Origin of the sequence: Nonomuraea roseola (assembly GCF_039535395.1) — a bacterium.
Classification (GTDB): Bacteria; Actinomycetota; Actinomycetes; order Streptosporangiales; family Streptosporangiaceae; genus Nonomuraea; species Nonomuraea roseola.
Map to the genome: position 1 here is coordinate 325,508 of NZ_BAAAXC010000014.1, position 19,879 is coordinate 345,386.

A 19,879-nucleotide genomic window follows, 5' to 3' on the forward strand; every position below is an offset into this window, starting at 1 on the left:
GTCAACTCTAGAAATAAGGTCCAGCCATGTCGCTCATCACTGTCACCCGCTTCCAGGCCGATCCCGCCGACGCCGACCAGGTCCGGGCCCGGCACGCGGCCCTGGTCTCCGCGACCAGGGCCGCGATGTCCGGCCTCGCCGAGGCGCGTCTCGGCCGGATCAACGACGAGACGTGGGTCGGCGTCTGGCGCTGGGATTCGGCCGCCAGCCTGCGGGCGGCCCGCCAGGCACTGCCAGGCACCGCGGCGGCCGTCGCGGCGTTCGCGGTGGCCCGCGAGGTCACCGCGGAGGACATCGAGGTGCTCGACGAGCTCTGACCGCCTGGCCCCGGTCCCGGAACCCCCGGGGCCGGGGCTCCCCCGAATCGAGGAGACGACATGATCGAGATAGACGCGCTGACGAAGGTGTACGGCTCGGCGCAGGTACGGGCGGTCGACGAGGTGTCGCTGCACATCCCCGCCGGATCGGTCTTCGGCTTCCTGGGACCGAACGGCGCGGGCAAGACCACCACCATCAAGATGCTGGCCGGCCTGCTGACCCCCACCTCGGGCCAGGTCCGGCTGGGCGGCTTCGACGTGGTCCGGCAGCGTTCGGCCGCGATGGCCCAGTTCGGCGCCGTGCTCGAGGGCTCGCGCAACGTCTACTGGAGCCTGTCGGCCTGGCAGAACCTGATGTACTTCGGCAGGCTCAAGGGCCTGCGCAAGGCCCAGGTCAGAGAGCGGGCCGAGGACCTGCTGAGCGGGCTGGGGCTGTGGGAGCGCCGCGACGACAGGGTCGGCGGCTTCTCGCGCGGGATGCAGCAGAAGGTCGCGATCGCCACCGCTCTGATCGCCGATCCGCCGATCGTGCTGCTGGACGAGCCGACGCTCGGCCTCGACGTCGAGGCCACCCGCGTCGTCAAGGACTGGATCGCCGAACTGGCCCGCGAGCTGGGCACCACCATCCTGCTCACCTCGCATCAGCTTGACGTGGTCCAGGAGCTGTGTGACCGGGTGGCCGTCATACGCCAGGGACGGCTCGTCGCCGACCTGCCCACGCGCGAACTGCTGGCCGGCTTCCGCGAACGCGACAAGTACGAGATCCGCATCGAAGGCGCGGCCCCCGCCGGGTTCGACGCCGTCACCCGCGAGGGCGTCACCACGATGAGCGTGCGGGTGAACGATCCGCGCGAGGTGTACGACGTGGTCGAGCGCCTGCGCGCGCAGGGGGTCGTCCTGGAGTCGCTGACCCAGGTGCAGCCCGACCTGGAGGATGTGTTCCTCGCTCTGGTGAACGAGGCGTCCCATGCTTGATGTCCTGGGCGCGGAGATCGGCAAGGGACTGCGGGTTCAGCTGGCCCATCCGATCGGACACGTCATCACGCTGCTGATCAGCACCATGATGTACCTCGGCCTGCAGTTCGTACTGGGCCAGGGTGAGCTGCGGCAGGACGTGCTGCCGCAGACCCTGGTCGCGATCGGCGGATACTGGTTCCTGCAGTACGCCGGCCTGGTGATGGTGGCCGATCTCATCGAGGAGAAGCGGGCCGGCACCTTCGCCCAGGCGCAGATGACCCCTGCGCCCCCGTGGCTGCCGATGCTCGGCCGGCTGATCACCGCCTCGGTGTTCGGCCTGGCGGTGGCCGTCGTCGCCGCTCTCGTCCCGATGCTGACGGCCGGGATCACGATCCCGCTGCGCTGGGCGGCGCTCCTGCCCGCCATGTTGCTGGGGATCAACGTGCTGGCCTTCACCTTCATGCTGGCCTCCCTCGCCCTGGTCTCCCCGATGATCGGCGCTCTGCAGTCGCTGTTCACCTCGCTGGTGCTGCTGCTCAACGGCTCGTTCCTGCCGCTGGCCCTCTATCCGGACTGGCTGGCCGCTCTCGCCAGGGTCCTGCCCACCACACTCGGCATCGAGGCGATCGCCCAGACCCTGTTCGAGGGCAGGACCGTGGCCGAGATCTGGACCGGCGGCACCCTGCCCTGGCTCATCGCCCACACCCTCGCGCTCACCGCTGCCGGCGGCCTGCTGTTCGTCCGGAACCATCGCCGAGCCCTGGAGGCGTCGTCATGACCTTCGCACGCGGATTCGCCGCAGAGGTCCGCAAGGGCCTGCTCAACCTCGTCGCCGGATGGCGCGAGAACCTCATCCAGATGATCACCTTTCCGCTGTTCTACCTGCTCATCGTGCTGTTCATGGGACGCGGGCAGCTGCGTGCCGACCTGCTGCTGCCGGTGCTGCTCGGCATGGTGGCCCTGACCTTCATCCACGAGCAGGTCAACCGGGTGTTCTGGAGCTACCTGGGCGACATCCAGTCCGGCGTGCTGGAACAGACCTACCTGACCCCGCTGCCCTCAGCCGCGAGCATCCTCGGCCGTCAGGTCGCCGCCGTGATCTCGGCCCTGCCCACCGCCCTCGCCGTCCTGGCCACCGGGGCCACCGCCATCACCGTCCAGGGCGGGCGAGTGCCCTTCGACGCGCAGGTGATCGTGCCGCTGGCCGCCATCGTGCTGGGCACCTGCGGACTGGCTCTGATCCTGTGCGGGCTGACTCTGGTGTTCAGGCGCATCGAGATCATCACGCAGCTGTCCGTGGCCGTCTACGCCATCGCCGGCGGCACCCTGGTCCCCCTTGCCGCCATGCCCGACCCCGTCGCCGCCCTCAGCCGGTTGCTGGTCCCCATCGCGCCCGGCATCGAGGCCATGCGCGACATCCTGCTCGGCGGCCATTCCCTGGCCACCCTCCCGACCGGCTGGGGCCTCGGCTGGCTGCTGACCCAGCCGCTGCTCATCACGGCCGCCGGCGTGCTGCTGTTCAACCGGCTCGAGCACCTCGCCAAGCGCCGCGGCACCCTCGGCCGCCCCTAGCGCGCGCTCAGACCGCGGTGTCCTCCTCTCCCCTCTGACCCGAAAGCGACTCGACCATGCTCAGACAGCTGCACCCCCTCGCCGGTCTCGCGGGGTTCCTCACCCTCCTCACCTCCTGGATCTCCACCGTGCTCGTCGAGCTGTTCGGCTCGCACGAGCTGGTGGTCACCGTGAAACAGGCGATCCCGTGGGGGCTCATCGTCCTGATCCCCGCGCTGGCGCTCACCGGAGCGAGCGGCTTCTCGATCGCCGGAAACCGATCCGGCGCCCGGATCGACGGCAAGCGACGCCGCATGCTGGTCATCGCGGGCCTCGGGCTGCTCGTGCTGACCCCCTCGGCGTTCTACCTGTCCGCCGGCACCCCGTTCACCACGGCCTTCGTTCTGGTCCAGGCGGTCGAGCTGCTCGTGGGCGCGGTCAGCCTGACTCTCATGGCGATGAGTGTCAGGGACGGGTTCGAGCTGAGCGGTAGGTTCCACGCGAAAACCGGGCGAAGCTAGGCATTGGAGATCACCATGACAACGGACACCGTGACCCTGCGGCCCATCGGCCAGGTCGTCGGCGGTCGCAGCGAGATGTTCGAGGACGACTGGCACGACGTCCGGGCCGTGATCCGGCTCGACGGCGAGTCCTTCACCGCGTCGGCGGTGCTCGGCCTGGAGCATTTCTCTCACCTGGAGGTCGTCTTCTTCTTCGACCGGATCGACCCGGCCGACGTGCGCGGCGAACCCCGTCCGCCGAGGGGGAACCCGGACGCGGCACCCGTGGGGGTCTTCGCGCACCGCGGGCCGTACCGCCCCAACCGCCTCGGCGTCTCCCGCTGCAGGCTGCTCGCCGTGGACGGGTTGAACCTGCACGTCGCCGACCTGGACGCCCTCTCGGGCTCACCTGTCCTGGACGTCAAGCCGTACCTGGCCGAGTTCGCGCCCCGTCATCCGGTCGTCCAGCCGGCCTGGGCCACCAGGCTCATGAGCCGCTACTACTGACCATCTGAATGTTCATTCGAACATTCATGTGTTAGAAATGGAGGCATGGGTGTCACCGACCGTCTGGACCTGACCCTGCGGCTGGTGCAGGGATCAGGGCGCATCTCCGTCTCCGAGCTGGCCCAGCGGCTGAGCGTCTCGGAGATGACGGTGCGCAGGGACCTGGACGCACTCGAGCGCCAGGGTCTGGTCCGCAGGGTGCATGGCGGCGCCGTCGCCACCCGCTCGCGCGAGGAGGAGGCGGGGTTCTCCGTACGAGAGCCATGGCAGGCCGCGACGAAGGACCGTCTGGGCGCGCACGTGGCCGCCATGGTGGAGCCGGGCTCGCGGGTGCTGCTGGACGCCGGGACCACGACCGTGCACGTCGCCGAGCATCTGGCCGGCCGCGCGCCCCTCACGGTCGCGGTGCTCAGCCTGCAGGCGGCGCTGCGCCTCGCCGACTGTCCCGGGATCGACCTGCTGGTGGTGGGGGGCCGTTCCCGTCCGGGCGAGCGCTCCCTGGTCGGCCCGCTGGCGCTGCGCACGCTGGAGTCGCTGGCCTTCGACCGCTTCGTGATGTCCATCGGAGGCGTGCACGCCGAGCACGGCTGGTCGGAGTTCTCCCTCGACGACGCGGCCGTCAAGCAGGCGGGCCTCGCCCAGGCCGCCACCACGATCGCGGTCGCCGACGCCACCAAGCTCGGTGTACGGGCTTTCAGCAAAGTCGCCGACCTCGGCGCGGTGGACGCCTTCGTCACCGACGCGGCCGCCGACGACCCCGAAACCCACCCGGGCGGTCCGCAGACCCTGCGAGCCCTGCTTGACGCGGGCGTCCGCGTCGCCATGATCTGAGGAGTGACGTCATGAACGCCCCCCGGCATCGACATCCCCGATCGGCGCGGCCGTACCGGCCTGGAACGGTACGGCCGCGACCTGACCGGCAACCCGCGGGTACGGATCACCGACGTGGAGGTGCTCTCCTGCGACTGGTACGTCCTGCGCAAGACCACTTTCGACTACCAGCACAGCGATGGCCACTGGAGCCGCGAGCAGCGGGAGAACTACGACCGTGGCGACGGCGCCACGATCCTGCTCTACGACACCAGCCGTCGCACCGTGCTGCTGACCCGCCAGTTCCGGCTGCCCGCCTACGTCAACGGGCACCCCGACGGGATGCTCCTCGAGACCGCCGCAGGACTGCTCGACGGCGACAGCCCCGAGGAGGCCATCCGCAGGGAGGCCGCCGAGGAGACCGGGCACACCGTCGGTACGGCCGAGCACGTCTTCGACAGCTACATGAGCCCCGGCTCGGTCACCGAGCGCCTGCACTTCTTCGCCGCCCCGTACGGCCAGGCGACCGCCACCACCGACGGCGGAGGGATCGCCGCGGAGGGAGAGGACATCACCACCGTGGAGCTGCCCTTCGACCAGGCGCTCACGATGATCCGCGACGGCGCCATCCTCGACGCCAAGACCATCATGCTCCTCCAGTGGGCAGCCCTGGACGGCCCCTTCCGCCCCGTGTGAACCCGCTTCGGCCGTACGCCCCGGCGCAGAGCTCAGCGGAGCACGCGGAACCAGAGGTTGGTCGCGTGCGGCACCTCGCCCAGGCTGAGGCGTTCGAGCCTGACGTTGGTCCCGCCCGGGTGGTCGAAGAGCCGGACGCCGTCGCCGAGCATGACCGGCGCGATGATCACGAGGACCTCGTCGCCTGGTCGCCATCATCCGGCACCTGCCCGCGGCTGGCCAGCGGAGCTTCCGTCCGCCCGTCACCCGTACTGGACGGCGGGACAGTGGGCGGAGCCCATGGGGCCGCGTCAGCCCAGGATGACCGTGAGGTCGAACGTGCCCTGGTGAGGGACGCGGAGGGCATGGAAGCGGCGGGCACCGTCACGGAAGTAACGTACGCTTCCCGCCGCGATGGTCGCCTGCAGGGGGGTGCCCCAGCGGAAGCGGATCGTGGTGCGGCCCCTGCGCACGTCCAAGCCGTCGGCGGTGGCGGTGGTCGTGCCGCCGAACGTGGCCCTCGTGCCGTCGGTGAAGGTGAGGACGTCCTCAGGCTGGAGGACGAAAGGGATCTGCTCGGTGGCGGCGGCGTTCGCCCTGACGGTACGCTGGATCGTACGGCGCGTGACCAGGACGTCCGTGGTGACGTTCGCGTTGCCGTAGCGGATGCCGAGGGCGGCAGGGGCCCGGCCGCCGGTCCATTCCCTGCCGCCTGGGGCGCCGTGGAAGTAGGTGGCCTGCAGGGAGCCGTTGGAGTCGGGCGCCTGGCCGGGGAAGACGGTGGACCAGCAGGCGTAGTTGTTGTCGTTGAGCCCGCAGATGATCGTGCCGGCCTCGGGATGCCACAGGAAGGTCAGTCCGGTGCGACCGCGGGAGGCGCGGGCGCCGAAGTAGCCGCCCAGGTACAGGCCGGGCTTGCGGACGTACAGGAAGTCCTGGCCGCCGTCCCTGCGCAGTTCGACGAAGTCGTGTGAGGCCAGATAGGGCAGGTCCGCGATGGCGGCGGCCCGTTGCCGCCGGCTGGGGAACCGCTCACCGTACAGGCCGTGCGTGAGGATGCGTGGCGAGGTGTCCTGCTTGGCGAGCGGCGTCACCGGTTCGGTGGAGGCGGCCCAGGCGGCGCGGCTCTCGGCCAGGTCCTCGCGGGCGGTCATGAACGCCGACAGCAGCGGCACCTGGCGGGTGAACGTCCAGTTCAGCGCAGTCCTGTCGGGGTCGGGCCTGACCTCGTCGTACCAGCGGGTGCTGGTGCGCGTGGAGGGGGCGACGTTGACCAGGTACCCGGCGCCGTCAGGCTCGCGCAGCAGGTTGTAGGACAGGAAGCCGGTGAACGCGCGGGCCATGTCCACCAGGTGCGGGTCCGCGCTGTGGTGGTAGGCGTCGGCCAGTTCGGGGAGCATGACCTCGAAGTTGTAGTTCATGTCGTGGCCGCCTTCCTCGTGGAAGAAGCCGGCGGGGCTGACACCGGTCGAGGCGATCCGGGCGAACGCCTCGGTCAGGCTCGCGGCGAGCGCGGGGTCGGGGTCGGGGTCGAGCTTGAGCGCGAACGCGGCCCCGGCCAGACCCGAGGCGGTCTGGTTGGAGTAGCGGAGGGGCTCCTGCCAGACGGTGCGGTTGGCGGGGTTCAGCAACCAGGTCATGGCCCTCCGTAACGCGGCGCTGAGCTGGGACTGCCGGGTGGGCAGCGCCCCCGCCACGCGCAGGATCCCCAGGGTCTTGGCGAGGTAGCCCAGGCCGAACCCGGTGGGGGCCAAGCCGTGCTCGTTACGGTTGTACTCGGGGAAGGACCCGTCGCCGTGTTGAAGTGACAGGTAGTGGCCGAGAGCCGCGTCGAGCGCCGCCAGCAGGTCGGCGTTGCCTGTGTACGGATTCCACGGGCGGGCGTTGGCGTAGAACCAGGCCAGTGTGAAGACGTGCTCCTGCACGCGGGCGTTGTACGGCGCGGACGGTGAGCGCCACCAGCCGCCGGCGAAGAAGCCGGTGTCGTCCATGTCGTTGACCATGGGCGCGAGGGTGGCCAGGTACCGCGCGAAGCGCTGCTCGTGGGGGGCGAACAACGTGCGGTTCAGAGAGGGCAGCGGCGCCAGATCGGGGACGGCCGCGGAGGCGGTGCCGGGTGCGAGCGCGGGAACGGCCGGGAGCAGGGCGGCGGCTCGGAGGAGGGTGCGGCGGGAGAGCATGGTCAACCTTTCAGACCGGTGTGCGCGAGCCCCTCGATGAACTGCCGCTGGGCCAGCACGAAGACGACCAGGATGGGCAGTGCGGTCATCGTGGCGGCGGACAGCTGCACGTTCCACAGGGGCGAGCCGTAGGCGTCGACGAACTGGGTGAGCGCCTGAGGCAGGGTGAACTTCGACGGGGTGGACAGGAACACGATGGGTTCGAGGTAGAGGTTCCACGAGTGCAGGAACGTGAAGATGGCGACGGCGCCGAGCGCAGGCCTGGACAGCGGCAACGCCACCTGGAAGAAGGTGCCGAAGCGGCCGAGCCCGTCGACCCTGGCGGCCTCTTCCAGCTCGCCGGGCAGTGTGATGAAGAACTGCCGCATGATGAACGTCGCCAGCACGCTGGGCGCGCCCAGGATCGGCACCAGGATCAGCGGCCAGTGGGTGTCGGTCAGCCCCGCTGTGTGGAACATCTGGAACAGCGGGACGATCGTCACCTCGCTGGGAATCAGCAATCCGACCAGCACGACCAGGAAGAGCATGTTCTGGCCGGGGAAGCGGATGCGGGCGAAGGCGTAGCCGGCCATCGCGGCCACCGCCATCGTTCCGACGGTCACCACCGCCGCGATGTAGAGGCTGTTGAGGTACTGCTGCCCGAACGGCTGCAGCTCGAAGACCCGGCCGTAGGTGGAGAAGTCGAACCTGGAGGGCACCAGCGCGGGCGGAAACGCGAAGATGTCGCTGATCGGCTTCACCGACGAGGTGACCATCCACCACGTCGGGAAGACGAACGGCACGCACAACACGCACAGCAGCGCATACAGCCCGAGCCTGAGCTTACGACTCATGGAAGACCCACTTCCGGCGCAGTCGCCACTGCAGCAGCGTCAGCGCCGCGACGATCAGGAACAGCAGGACCGACAGGGCGGCGCCGTAGCCGAGGTGCCGGAACTGGAAGGCCTGCTGATACAGGTAGTAGACGAGGACCGTGGTGGACATGCCGGGCCCGCCCTGGGTGAGCACGGCGATCTGGGCGAACACCTGCAGTGATCCGACCACGGTGATGATCGACGTGAGCAGGATCGTCGGGCTGATCTGCGGCACCGTGATGCGTGCGAACCGGGTCCAGGCGCCGGCGCCGTCGAGCTGCGCGGCCTCGTACAGCTGGCGCGGCACGCCCTGGAGCGCCGCCAGGAACAGGACCATGTTGAGCCCGACGTTCTTGACGACCTGGACCACGATGACCGACAGCAGCGCGGTGGTCTCGCCACGCAGCCAGTTGGGACCCTCGACGCCCGCCACGCCGAGCAGGCCGTTGACGCCGCCGTCCTGCTGGAGCAGGAACTGCCAGACGATGGTCCAGGCGACCAGCGACACCAGCACCGGAGAGAAGAACAGCGTGCGGAAGAACGTGGTGCCGGCCAGCCGCTGGTTGAGCAGGATGGCCAGGGTCAGGGCGAGGGTGAGGTTGAGCACGACCAGGCCGACCGAGAAGAGCGCGGTGCCGGTCAGCACCTGCCCCATGTTCGGGTCGGCGAGCAGCTTGGCGTAGTTCGCGCCGCCGACGTACTCGAACGTGCTCGCCAGCACGTTCCACTCCTGGAGGCTGTAGTAGACGACCAGGCCGAGCGGTAGCAGGACGAACAGCGCGCTTCCCACGAGCTGCGGCGAGATCAGCAGGTAGCCGACGAGGGCGTCGCGCCGGGGGATGGTCCAGAAGGGACGGGTCCGGGTGGCGGCGCGCACGGCCACCCGGTCGCGGAGGTCCGTCGCCGCCACGTCACCCGCCCAGCAGCGGCTGGATCTTCGCGCACACGCCGTCCAGCACCGCCTTGACGTCGGCGTCCGGCTTCCACAGCGGGTCGAGCGCGGCCCTGGCGGTCTGGGCGAGCTCGGCCTGCCCGGTGTGGGAGGGCTTGACCACGCCCTTCTGGATGCCGTCGACCACCACCTCCTGCAGCTGCTCGCCGTTCAGCATGGGGCTGGTCTTCGCCATGGTGTCGGCGGTCAGCAGCGAACTGCGGGCGGGCGGGAAGTACGCGGCCAGCTTGGCGGAGTTGGCGGCGTTGGTGAAGTAGGTGAGGAAGTCGGTGGCCTGCTCGGCCCTCGGCGACTTCTTCAGCACGCCGATCCCGGCCTGGCCGATGACCGCGTACTCGCCCTTCGGCCCGGCGGGCAGCGGCACCAGGTCCCACGTGAACGTCGCGTCCTCCAGCATGGCGGCGCGCGAGATCTGGGCCACGGCCATCGTGGTGTCGCCGGAGAAGAAGTCGACGGCGGTGCCCGGCCCCGGCATGGACTTGTCGGTGAAGATCGCCTTGTGCAGGAACGTCATCGCCTCGACCATCTCGGGCGCGTTGAACTGGCAGGTGCCGCCGTCGTCGCTCCATGCCCTGGCGCCCCAGCCCTGCCACACGGTGGCGAGGTTGTCCCAGGCCTTGTAGTCGAAGTTGAGAATGGTCAGGCCGTTCTCGCCCTTCGCCGCGACGGCCTTGTTGATCTCGTTGGCGTGCTCCCAGTCCCACTGGCCGGCCTTCATCAGCTCGCGTGGCATCTTCTGGCCTGCGGCCTTGACCAGGTCGGTGTTGACGAAGACGCCGAAGGGCGAGGTGGAGAACGGGTAGGCGTACAGCTCTCCGTCGCGCTCCCACAGCCGGGTGGCGGCCGGGACCAGCTCGCCCGCGTTCTCGATCTTGCTCTTGAGCGGGACGAGGGCGCCTGAGCCGACGAAGTCGGGGGCGGAGTTCTCCAGGATCCACGCCAGGTCGGGGGCGTTGCCGCCGGCGATCTGCGTGGTCAGCGTGGTCGTGTAGTTCTCGAACGGGATGGGGTCGAAGGTGATCTCGCCGACCTGCGGGTGGGACTTGCGGTACTCGGCGGCGATCTCGTTGAACAGTTTCAGGTGAGCCTCGTTGGAGGTCCAGATCGACATGCGCAGCGGCTGCGGGCCTTGTGCGGCTGGCGCGGGCTCGCCGCCGCCGCAGGCGGTGACCGCGAGGAGAGCGGTCAGCGAGAGGGCCGCCAGCTTCCCTGGTGCTTTCATGGGGGTTCTCCTTCTGGCGTGATTGCGGCGTCAGTAACCGGTGACGTCGGGCCAGCGCAGCTCCACGCCGTCTCGGGTGAGCCGGTCCTGGTAGTCGGCCAGGAGCCGCTCGCTCGCGCGCACGGCGTGCGGCGTGGTTGCACGGTCCAGGCAGAAAGCGGCGAGCGCGCCGGCGGCCTCGCCGACGTTCCACTCCACCGGGTGCAGGCGGTAGGCGCCGTTGGTGATGTGAGTGGTGCCGATGTTCTTGCATGCGGGCAGCAGATTGGTCATCCGCTGGGGGATCAGCGCCCCGAGAGGGATCTCGAACGGGGAGCAGGCGACGTCGATGTAGTTGTCGCCGCCGGTCGAGGGGTGCAGGTCGATGCGGTACATGCCCACGCCCACCGAGTCGTGATAGGAGACGGCGCCCTTGTCGCCGCGTACCGCCACGGACAGGTCCTGTTCGGTGACGGTGGTCAGGGCCCGGATGCGCCGGGACTCGCGGATGTAGGGGGCCTGGGCGAGCCCGTCGGCCCCGCCCGTGACGTCGCCGCGCAGCCGCAGACCTGGGTATCCGGTCCCGCCGTCGTGGCGGGGGGCCTCGGTCTGCAGCCAGTACAGCGCCGAGAGGGACAGCTCGCGGGCCTTCGCCAGGTGCTGGTCGGCGTCCGGCACGTCGATGACCGGGCCCTCCAGGTAGTCGATCATAGGCCAGTTGACCAGCGTGATGTCGCTCTCGTAGGCGCCGGGCACGAAGTTGTCGCGGGCGGCGATTCTGCGGAAGGTCCACAGGTTGCCGTCGCCCGGGTTGACCCGCTGATCGGCCTCCACCAGGCGCGGGTCGTCGCCGGGGTTCGGGGTGAAGGAACGCTCCACGATCTCCAGCGTCCGCGGGCTCGGGCAGCGCCATGACAGCAGCCGGTCGCCCCAGAAGGGCGGCTGGTAGGCGCGCCAGAAGTCGTACGAGGCGGGCTTGTCCACGGTGTGGTCGCCGTCCACGTGGTCGATCGCGAAGCACACGGACACGGCCTGCATGTTCATCGGCTGCGCCACTGCGGGGGCGCTCGGCTCCCCGGTGTCGCCCTGCGCCTCGAAGCCGGTCACGTACTCCGCCCCGGCCAGCGGCAGCAATTCGCCGGTCTCCGTGGCGTCCAGCACGTACGACGCCACGGCGGTGATCTGCGCGTCTCCGTCCCGGTGCGCGAGCCGCACGGCCGTGACGCGGTCGCCGTCCACCTCGGCCCCGACCGGCCGGTACGGCTGCAGCACGCGCAGCCTGCCCGAGCCCCGGTACGGGGCCAGCATGGCCTCGATGACCGCGACGGCGACCCGGGGTTCGTGGCACAGTTTGCTGACGTGCCCCGCTCCCGGGTTCAGCTCCCGCCAGGCCCGCGCCCGCTCGGTGAGCGGGTAATGGTCGCGGTAGTAGCGCCGGATGCCGTCGCGTAGCGCGCGATAGCTCGCCGTGACGCCGAACCGCTCCACCCAGGTGTGCTCGTCCGGCGGCACCGCCTGACTGGTCAGCTGACCGCCCAGCCAGTCGTACTCCTCGGTGAGCACCACCGAGCGGCCCGCCCGCAGCAATGCGAGCGCGGCGGCCACGCCGCCCAGCCCGCCGCCGACGACGAGCGCGTCTGCCGATATCTCAACCACGTAGGGATTACCTCTCATCATGGACGGGTGCCAGCGTCGAGCCCTCGACCAGCTCGCACGCCAGCAGTTCCTGCGGGACGCCGCCGTGCTCCAGCACCTGGGTGAGCAGCTCGACGGCCCTGCGGCCCATCTCCCGCCGGGGGATGCGGAAGCCGGCGAAGTCGATGTCGGTGGACACCGGCCTGGTGCGGGCGCCCAGCGCGACGATGGAAAGGTCGCGCGGCACGTTCAGGCCGCGAGTCCTGGCGATCTCGGCGATGGCCGCGCCGTCGGCCAGCTCCTCGGCGAACACGACGGTGGCGCCGGAGCCGAACAGGTGGTCAGCCTCCTCCAGGTGCACGCCTTCGAGGCCGGCCGCGGACACCCCCTCGGTGAAACCGCGCAGCCGGTCGGCGTAGGATTCGGCGCCCTGCCCCGTCCCGACGTAGGCCATACGCCGGTGCCCGAGCGCCGCCGCCCGCTTCACCAGGGCCCGCACTGCCGGCGGGTAGTCCGCCCCGACGTACGGCACCGGCCCGCCGGCGTCGTCGCGGCGGCCGACCGAGACGAACGGGATGCCCTCGGACAGCAGCCTGGACAGATCGTCCCGGTCGATCGTCCGGCCGAGCAGGACGCATCCGTCCGCCAGCCGGATCCGGCTCTCCGCGCTGAAGATCCGCCGCCGCTCGCCCTGCTCCACCTTGGCGCTGGTGAACAGCAGCAGGTCGCAGCCCGCCTCCTCGGCGCACTCCTCGATCCCGACCAGGAAGGGGTGGTAGAAGTCGGCGCTCTCCGCGGGGAAGACGGCCTCGTAGGTGAACACGCCGTAGATGCGGTTGCGGCGTTCGACGAGACGGCGCGCCGCGGGGTCGGCCACGTATCCGGTCTCCCTGATCACCTGAAGCACCCGGTCGCGGGTTTCGGGCGAGATCCGCACCTCGCCCTCGGCCCTCCCGTTGAGCACCAGGGACACCGTCGTCTGGCTCACACCTGCCATGCGTGCGATGTCCTGCTGCGTCAGACGCCGCCCGGAAGGAGTCACTGTGCGTATCACCCGTCGTCTTGGTAATGCGTATTAGTGCGGTCATTGTGTAACCGGGCACAACGGGGCGTCAAGGGGTAATCGCCCAACTAATTCGTATTAGCAGCGTGCTTCCCGCCGACGACGATCGCCTCCGGCCCCGTTCGTTCGGCGAACACCGCATGGCGATCGTGAGGCCTGCCGCTACGCCTGGTCGACGATGATTCCGGCGCCGGGCGACCGCCGGGCGAGACGAGATCCCTTACCGCCAGTAGAACCGAAAACGTGGTTCCTCCTGGTTTGTCTGTTGGGCATAAGGTAAGGCGGCATGGCACTGACTCTTGTTCAGGCGAATTTCAAAGCTCGGGATGACTCGGCGCTCGGCCGGTTCTGGGCGGAGGGGCTCGGTTGGGGGCTTTCCAGCGAGGGACCCGGCGTGACCAACCTCGAGCCCGAGGGCTTCGTCTGGCCGGACCCTGCCGCCTTCTACATCGATGTCGTCACCGTCCCGGACCCCGAAACGGTGAAGTACCGCGTGCACCTCGAACTCGCCACCACCTCTGCGGCTCATCAGACGGAGTTGGTCGCGCGCCTGAAGGAGCTCGGTGCGACGCCCGCCGATGTGGGCCAGGGCGACGTCCCGTGGACGGTCCTGGCCGACCCGGAGGGCAACGTGTTCCGCGTGCTGGAGCCTCGGGAGATCTACCGGGATACCGGGCCGATCGCCGCGGTGGTGGTCGACTGCGCGGACCCGCGGGCCATGGCCCGGTTCTGGGGCGAGGCGATCGACTGGGCCCTGCACGAGGTGACCGACGATCACGCGATGCTGCGCTCCGCCAAGGGCGTCGGACCGTATCTTGAGTTCCGCCGCACAACGCCCGGTGTGAAGACCGTGTGGAACCGCGTCCATCTCGACCTGCTGCCGAACCCCGTTGACGAACAGGCCGCGGAGGCGGCTCGGCTGCAGACCCTCGGCGCGACGCCCGCCGACGTCGGCCAGGGCGACGTCCCGTGGATCGTCCTCGCCGACCCGGAGGGCAACGAGTTCTGCGTCCTCGGTCGGGGCTGACGCGGAGCCTTCCAGTCACGGACAGCGACGGGTGGTCAGAGAGTGTCTCTGATCCTCTCTGACAATCTTTCCCGACACCCCGATCGGGTCCACGCTTCAGGCCCTGCGTGGCAGGCTGAAGGCGTGCGGTATGCGGACTGGGGCGAGCGCTCCCCACGGTGGGCCGGGATCCGGAGCCAGGCGATCGACGTCTCCGGTACCAAGGTCCATTACCTGAGCGCAGGCGAGGACCAGGGCGGGCCCACCCACCTGCTGATTCACCCCATGGCCGGTAGCGCGTCGATGTGGATGGACACCATCGCCGAGCTGAGCGCCCACGGTCCGGTGATCGCGCCCGACCTGCCTGGCTCGGTGTTCGGCCACACCGACTCACCGCACCCGCGCGCGTCCAAGGCCGAGCTGAGCGCGCGTTTTCTGCGAGCGTTCACCGGCCGCATGGGGCTCAAGGCCACCGTCACCCACGGCTGGTCCATGGGCGGCCTGGTCGCGGTGCACTTCGCGACTTCCTCGCCGGACCGGGTCGATCGTCTCGTCCTGGCCTGCCCGGCGCTGCCCGGCCCGATCCCGCCTGACGAGGTCACCTTCTGGCGTGTTCTGGGCCGCCCGCTGCTCGTGATCGGGCCCGGACTGCTGCGGGGCGTGCTGCGGGTGACGGGCCAGCGTGTGATCGATTTCAAGCTGCGCGCCTACGCCGATCCCGGCGCCTGGTCGGGCGGCGTGATCGGTGATGACCTCGAACGGCTCTCGCCCGAGATGCTGGCCTTGCTGATCGACGAGCTTCGGGCTACTGACCCGCGCCGCCTCGATGACGCCATCGCGGCCTTCGCCTCGGTGGTGTCCAGCCTCTACATCAACCGGGATGCAACCCACCGGATGATCGACCAGCTCGGCATGCCCACGCTGCTGCTGGCCGGGGCGCAGGACAAGCTGGTCACCACGACCACCGTCGACGACGTGGCCGCTCGCCGCCCCGACTGGGCGCACCGCACCTTCCCTTCGGCCGGGCACCTCCTGCCCCTGTCGGAGACGCGCGACTACGTCGCGACAGTCGCCGACTGGCTGGACTGATCTGGCAAGCGACGATGAGGCGGCAGCTTTCTTCACTCCCGCGCCACGGCAGGCAGGCACGGGCGTGGCGCGTCAGGCCTGCAGGTAGTGCAGGACGGCGAGCACCCTGCGGTGGTCACCGTCCGAGGGAGGCAGGCCGAGTTTGGTGAAGATCTGCGTGACGTGCTTCTCCACCGAGCCGTAGGAGAGGAACAACGCATCGGCGATGGCGCTGTTGGAGCGGCCCTCCGCCATCAGCGCCAGCACCTCGCGTTCCCTGGCGGTGAGCGTGCCCAGGACGTCGCCGCGCCTGCTGGCGCCCATGAGCTGGGTGACGACCTCCGGGTCGAGGACGGTCTCCCCCGCCGCGATCCTGTCGAGGGCGGCCAGGAAGTCCCTGACGTCGGCCACGCGCTCCTTCAGCAGGTAACCCACCCCGCGGGCGCCGCCCGCGAGCAGCTGCGCGGCGTAGCGCGTCTCGATGTACTGGGAGAACACCAGCACGCCCAGGTCAGGATGGTCGCCGCGGATCTGGATGGCGGCGCGCAGTCCTTCGTCGGTGTGGGAGGGCGGCATGCGCACGTCGACCACCGCGATGTCGGGACGGTGCTCGTCCACGCAGGCCCGCAGGGCCTCGCCGTCGCCCACGGCGGCGACCACCTCGTGGCCCCGGGAGGCGAGCAGCAGGCGGAGGCCGTCTCTGAGCACCACGGCGTCCTCGGCGATCACGATGCGCATGCGGCTTCCGTTCAGATGTGCAGGGGCAGTTCGACGGTGACCGTCGTAGGTCCTCCGGCCGGGCTGCGGATGTCGAGCCTGCCGTCCACCATCCGTATCCGGTCGGCGAGGCCACGCAGACCGGATCCGGCGTCCATCATCGCGCCGCCCTTGCCGTCGTCGCGCACGAGCAGGGTGAGCAGGCCTGCCCGGGTCCGTAACCCGACCGCGGCCCGCCGGGCGCCGCTGTGCTTGGCCACGTTGGCCAGCAGTTCGGCCGTGCAGAAGAAGGCGATGCTCTCGACGGCGGGCGACGGCCGCTCGGGCAGGTCGGCCTCGAGCGCCACGGGGATCGGGCTGCGCGCGGCGAGCGTTTCCAGGGCGATCTCGAGCCCCTTGTCCAGGGCGGGCGGGTGGATGCCGCGGGTCAGGACACGCAGCTCGGCCAGCGTCTCCTTGGCCTCGCGATGCGCGCCGTCGACGAGGCCGCGAGCGCGTTCGAGCCGCTCAGGGCGGTCCGCTTCGGACAGCTCCTCCTGCGCCATGCCCAGGCGCATCGCCAGCGCCACCAGGCGCGCCGCCGTCCCGTCGTGCAGGTCGCGCTCGATCCGGCGGAGCTCGGCGGCGGCATCGTCCACCGCCAGCGCCCGGGTCTGCTCCAGCGTGCGGATCCGAGCGGCGCCAGGGGCGGGTCCGAGCAGGGTCCTGGCGAGCCATCGCTCGGGAACCAGCGCCAGGCGCACGCCCCAGGGGGCGAGGAGCAGCAGCGCCACTCCCGCCGCGCTCAGGAGCAGCGCATCCGGCCAGGTGGTGGGGGCGATGGTGGGAAGGGCAGCGATCCGCCACCACAGCGGGCAGCTGAGAAGGAGCAGGCCATACCCCCACAGCCCCGCGGCGACCGCGAAGGCGAGAACCGCCGTCGGAAGGCGGACCAGGCCGTGGATGACGGCGCGCCATCCCACGACGTCACCCAGCGCCGCCGCGAGCCGGTTGAGCGGTCCAGGCCGGGAGCGGAAAGGAGCGGGAGCCGGCACCTGTTCCCCTGCCAGCGTGCGCGCCAGCCCGCGGTTTGCGGTGCCGAGCCCCCTCGCCCCCACCACGCACAGCGCGAGGAACGGGACCCCGACGACGTTGGCCGTCGCGATGACGCCCAACAGCACGACGAGCAGGTAGACGAGGCCGAGACCTGCCATCAGCGGCATCAGCAGCGCGTACGCCAGCTCGCGCCCCGCTCGTCCCCGCACAGAAGCGGTGATCAGCATCCGCCATGACTCGAAGCCGCCTAACGCTCGCCTGTCCACGCGTACAGCTTGACCGACACCGAGCCGGGCGGACCAGCCGGCCAACCCCCGGGGGACATCCCGAAAGAGGTACGGCGGGCGTCCCGGTGGTATCGGCCGACCGGTTTCGCGAGCGTGGCTCCTACACGGCGAAGCAATCGCCATCGAGACAGAGGAGTCGCGCATGCCCGGCAGGACCGGATGGCTGGTCGTTGGTGTGACCATGGCGGCGCTGGCAGGGATGACGCCATCGGCGGCCTCCGCCGCTCAGGGGGAGGCGTCAGGGAGCGGCCGGCCGAGGTGGCAGGCGTGCACGGGCCAGGACCTGCCCGCGGGCATGGAATGCGCCGCCATCGAGGTGCCCGTGGACTGGGCCCGACCAGCGGGGCGGCGGGTCAGGCTGGATCTGGCCCGGCTGCCCGCCACCGAGCCGGCGCGCAGGATCGGCAGCGTGCTCGGTGTCCCCGGCGGCCCCGGCGCCAAGGGCATCGAGGACCTGAAACGCGCGGCTGGCGACCTCACCGAGCTGCGCCGACGGTTCGACCTCGTCGCCTACGACCCCCGCCCTGCCGTGTGGAGGGATCAGCTGCCGCAGGTATGCAGGCGGCCAGGGGTCTCCCTGCACGAGCCCAGGAACCGCAGGCAGTACGAGTCGCTGGCCACCACGATGGCCAAGGCTTTCGCAGCATGCGCGAAAGAGGACAAGAGCGGGTTGTTCGCCCACATGGACTCCCTGTCGGTGGCCAGGGACATGGAGGCGGTCCGCAAGGCTCTGGGCGAGGAGCGGCTGAGCCTCATGGCCAACTCCTACGGCGGGGTGCCCGCGGCCGCCTATGCCCGGCTGTTCCCTCAGCGCATCCGGGCCATGTACCTCGACGGCGTGATCAACCAGACCGAGGGCTGGCCCGAGCAGGGACTGCTGGCCTTGCGTCGCATGGAGCAGGTGTTCAGCAGGTTCACCGGCTGGTGCGCGGACACCACCGCCTGCGCGCTGCACGGCGAGGACGCGGGAGCGGTCTGGCGCGAGCTCGTCCGGGGCGCCGATCGCGTGCCGATCCCGGTCACGTCCTCGGAGTTCGGGAAGGGGAAGCTGACCGGAGGGCATCTGAGGAGCTTCGGCTTCGTCGGGGACCCCGGGCAGGGGAACTCCCGGTGGCTGGCCTTCGCCGACGCGGTGGACAAGGCCAGGCGTGGGGACGGCTCCGGATTCGCCGACGTCGCTCTCGGCAACGCGCGCGTCTGGAGCATGCCGGGAGCGCTCGCGATGACGTGCGGGGACGAACGCGGCTACACCGGATACGCCCAGTTCCAGGAGGCCCGTCGGCAGGCGAAAGAGATCTCCCCGAACTTCGGCGGAGCCGCGTTCGACGCGCTGGGCTGCGCAGGGTGGCCGCTGCGGGTGGCCAACCCCTCGCGCCCGCTGCCGGTTCGCGGACTGCCGCCGTTCCTGGGGGTGGGCAGCACCTGGGGCGACCAGGCGTGGACCGAGAGCTTCACCGCGATGATCCCCGGCTCGGTCACCGTCGGCTACGACGGCCCCGGGCATGTGATGTACCTGTCGGGCAAGAAGTGCCCCATCGAGCACGCCACCAGGTATCTCACCACGCTGAGGCTGCCGGGGCCTGGCACCGTCTGCCCCGCCGAGTGAACGGGGCCGCCCCAGGTGGCTGATATGTACAAGACCGCAGGTCAGGGCTGAGGAAGGATGGCGACATGGATATCGACAAGGTCGCCTCCTTCATGGCCGGTCACGCGCGGCTGCTCGACAGGCGCCGCTTCGAGTTGCTGATGGGCGAGGGCGACCCCGCCGGCGCGCTGGCCGCGCTCGAGGGTTACCGCAACGCCGACGGCGGATACGGCTGGGGCCTGGAGCCGGACCTGCGCTCGCCCGAGAGCCAGCCGGGCTCCGCGCTGCACGCCTTCGAGGTGTTCGAGCAGGCGCCGAGCCCCCGTGCGGCCGAGCTGTGCGACTGGTTGCAGACGGTGACGCGGCCCGACGGCGGCCTGCCGTTCGCGCTGCCGCTGACGGTCGCGCAGGCGACGGCGCCGTGGTGGCAGGGCGCGGACCGTTCGGAGTCGTCGCTGCAGATCACCGCGGTGACGGCGGCGGCGGCCTGGCGGGTGGCCACCCATGACCCCGCCGTCGCCGCGCACCCGTGGCTGGCGCGGGCGAGCGCCTACTGCCTGGAGGCCATCTCCTCGCTGAAGGAACGGCCTCACGCCTACGTCCTGGCCTTCGCCGTGCGCTTCCTCGACACCCAGCCTTCGGCCTCCGACCTGCTCGACCGCCTGGGCGCGTTCGTGCCGCCCGACGGGAAGATGCACGTGGAGGGCGGCACCGAGCACGAGATGCTGCGCCCGCTGGACTTCTCCCCCTCTCCAGGCCTGCCTTCACGCCGGCTGTTCACGGCCGAGGCGGTGGCCGCCGACCTCGACCGGCTGGAGAGCCTGCAGCGGGAGGACGGCGGGTGGGCCGTCGACTACGCGACGATCTCCCAGGCGGGGGCGCTGGATTGGCGCGGCGCCGTCACCGTCGACGCCCTGCGGATCCTGCGCGACAACGGCAGGCTGGCCCAGGCGTCGGGGCGCCGCGCCTGACTGCCCAC

The 19,879-nt window shown here is 70.4% G+C and carries 21 protein-coding genes; 12 read left to right on the plus strand and 9 right to left on the minus strand.

Features of this window, described 5'->3' with window-relative positions:
* The first annotated feature begins 26 nt into the window (after positions 1-26).
* From ABFX55_RS19805 to ABFX55_RS19840, 8 genes are all read left to right on the plus strand, one after another.
* Positions 27-317 (plus strand): antibiotic biosynthesis monooxygenase, encoded by a 291-nt coding sequence (locus ABFX55_RS19805; protein WP_346123055.1) that lies wholly within the window; start codon positions 27-29, stop codon positions 315-317.
* A 60-nt stretch (positions 318-377) separates the two neighbouring features.
* Positions 378-1,292, plus strand: coding sequence for an ABC transporter ATP-binding protein (locus tag ABFX55_RS19810; RefSeq protein WP_346123057.1), 915 nt, complete (start codon positions 378-380; stop codon positions 1,290-1,292).
* Entirely contained in the window at positions 1,285-2,052 is a 768-nt protein-coding gene (locus tag ABFX55_RS19815; protein WP_346123059.1) for an ABC transporter permease, read from the plus strand. The genes ABFX55_RS19810 and ABFX55_RS19815 overlap by 8 nt, the downstream gene beginning before the upstream one ends.
* The gene (locus ABFX55_RS19820) at positions 2,049-2,846 is read left to right on the plus strand and encodes an ABC transporter permease (RefSeq protein ID WP_346123061.1); all 798 of its coding nucleotides are present in this window, start codon (positions 2,049-2,051) and stop codon (positions 2,844-2,846) included. The genes ABFX55_RS19815 and ABFX55_RS19820 overlap by 4 nt, the downstream gene beginning before the upstream one ends.
* A gap of 56 nt (positions 2,847-2,902) precedes the next feature.
* Positions 2,903-3,346, plus strand: a complete 444-nt coding sequence (locus tag ABFX55_RS19825; protein WP_346123063.1) for a hypothetical protein — start codon at positions 2,903-2,905, stop codon at positions 3,344-3,346.
* A 15-nt stretch (positions 3,347-3,361) separates the two neighbouring features.
* Entirely contained in the window at positions 3,362-3,832 is a 471-nt protein-coding gene (locus ABFX55_RS19830) for an SAM-dependent methyltransferase (RefSeq protein WP_346123065.1), read from the plus strand.
* Between the two features lie 45 nt (positions 3,833-3,877).
* Positions 3,878-4,663 (plus strand): DeoR/GlpR family DNA-binding transcription regulator, encoded by a 786-nt coding sequence (locus ABFX55_RS19835; protein WP_346123067.1) that lies wholly within the window; start codon positions 3,878-3,880, stop codon positions 4,661-4,663.
* A gap of 114 nt (positions 4,664-4,777) precedes the next feature.
* The gene (locus tag ABFX55_RS19840) at positions 4,778-5,338 is read left to right on the plus strand and encodes an NUDIX domain-containing protein (protein ID WP_346123069.1); all 561 of its coding nucleotides are present in this window, start codon (positions 4,778-4,780) and stop codon (positions 5,336-5,338) included.
* Between the two features lie 32 nt (positions 5,339-5,370).
* Here ABFX55_RS19840 and ABFX55_RS19845 read toward each other — a convergent pair whose 3' ends face one another.
* The 7 genes from ABFX55_RS19845 to ABFX55_RS19875 all read right to left on the minus strand — a co-directional run bounded on the left by ABFX55_RS19845 (position 5,371) and on the right by ABFX55_RS19875 (position 13,193).
* Positions 5,371-5,508, minus strand: a complete 138-nt coding sequence (locus ABFX55_RS19845; RefSeq protein ID WP_346123071.1) for a hypothetical protein — start codon at positions 5,506-5,508, stop codon at positions 5,371-5,373.
* Positions 5,509-5,628: 120 nt separating this feature from the next.
* A complete protein-coding gene (locus ABFX55_RS19850) occupies positions 5,629-7,497 on the minus strand; it encodes a hypothetical protein (protein WP_346123073.1) in 1,869 nt (622 codons plus the stop codon).
* Between the two features lie 2 nt (positions 7,498-7,499).
* Positions 7,500-8,330, minus strand: a complete 831-nt coding sequence (locus tag ABFX55_RS19855; RefSeq protein WP_346123075.1) for a carbohydrate ABC transporter permease — start codon at positions 8,328-8,330, stop codon at positions 7,500-7,502.
* Complete coding sequence (locus tag ABFX55_RS19860) at positions 8,320-9,261, minus strand: carbohydrate ABC transporter permease (protein ID WP_346123077.1); 942 nt, start codon at positions 9,259-9,261, stop codon at positions 8,320-8,322. The genes ABFX55_RS19855 and ABFX55_RS19860 overlap by 11 nt, the downstream gene beginning before the upstream one ends.
* A gap of 1 nt (position 9,262) precedes the next feature.
* Positions 9,263-10,525: an ABC transporter substrate-binding protein gene (locus ABFX55_RS19865; RefSeq protein WP_346123079.1), complete on the minus strand. Its 1,263-nt coding sequence runs from the start codon at positions 10,523-10,525 to the stop codon at positions 9,263-9,265.
* 30 nt (positions 10,526-10,555) lie between these two features.
* A complete protein-coding gene (locus ABFX55_RS19870) occupies positions 10,556-12,160 on the minus strand; it encodes an FAD-dependent oxidoreductase (RefSeq protein WP_346123080.1) in 1,605 nt (534 codons plus the stop codon).
* A 7-nt stretch (positions 12,161-12,167) separates the two neighbouring features.
* Complete coding sequence (locus ABFX55_RS19875; RefSeq protein ID WP_346123082.1) at positions 12,168-13,193, minus strand: LacI family DNA-binding transcriptional regulator; 1,026 nt, start codon at positions 13,191-13,193, stop codon at positions 12,168-12,170.
* Between the two features lie 295 nt (positions 13,194-13,488).
* On the opposite strand from ABFX55_RS19875, the gene ABFX55_RS19880 reads away from it, so the two are divergent.
* Both ABFX55_RS19880 and ABFX55_RS19885 read left to right on the plus strand, forming a co-directional pair.
* Positions 13,489-14,229, plus strand: coding sequence for a VOC family protein (locus ABFX55_RS19880; RefSeq protein ID WP_346123083.1), 741 nt, complete (start codon positions 13,489-13,491; stop codon positions 14,227-14,229).
* 123 nt (positions 14,230-14,352) lie between these two features.
* The gene (locus tag ABFX55_RS19885) at positions 14,353-15,297 is read left to right on the plus strand and encodes an alpha/beta fold hydrolase (RefSeq protein ID WP_346123085.1); all 945 of its coding nucleotides are present in this window, start codon (positions 14,353-14,355) and stop codon (positions 15,295-15,297) included.
* 72 nt (positions 15,298-15,369) lie between these two features.
* On the opposite strand, the gene ABFX55_RS19890 is transcribed toward ABFX55_RS19885, so the two are convergent.
* Both ABFX55_RS19890 and ABFX55_RS19895 read right to left on the minus strand, forming a co-directional pair.
* The gene (locus ABFX55_RS19890) at positions 15,370-16,014 is read right to left on the minus strand and encodes a response regulator (RefSeq protein WP_346123086.1); all 645 of its coding nucleotides are present in this window, start codon (positions 16,012-16,014) and stop codon (positions 15,370-15,372) included.
* Positions 16,015-16,025: 11 nt separating this feature from the next.
* Positions 16,026-17,294 carry a sensor histidine kinase gene (locus tag ABFX55_RS19895; RefSeq protein WP_346123088.1) on the minus strand — a complete coding sequence of 423 codons (1,269 nt, stop codon included), beginning with the start codon at positions 17,292-17,294 and terminating at the stop codon, positions 16,026-16,028.
* Positions 17,295-17,457: 163 nt separating this feature from the next.
* Here ABFX55_RS19895 and ABFX55_RS19900 point away from each other — a divergent pair, with 163 nt between their 5' ends.
* On the plus strand, positions 17,458-18,921 hold the full coding sequence (locus ABFX55_RS19900; RefSeq protein WP_346123090.1) for an alpha/beta fold hydrolase: 1,464 nt from the start codon (positions 17,458-17,460) through the stop codon (positions 18,919-18,921).
* A gap of 65 nt (positions 18,922-18,986) precedes the next feature.
* Complete coding sequence (locus ABFX55_RS19905) at positions 18,987-19,871, plus strand: hypothetical protein (protein ID WP_346123092.1); 885 nt, start codon at positions 18,987-18,989, stop codon at positions 19,869-19,871.
* The last annotated feature ends 8 nt before the right edge of the window (positions 19,872-19,879 follow it).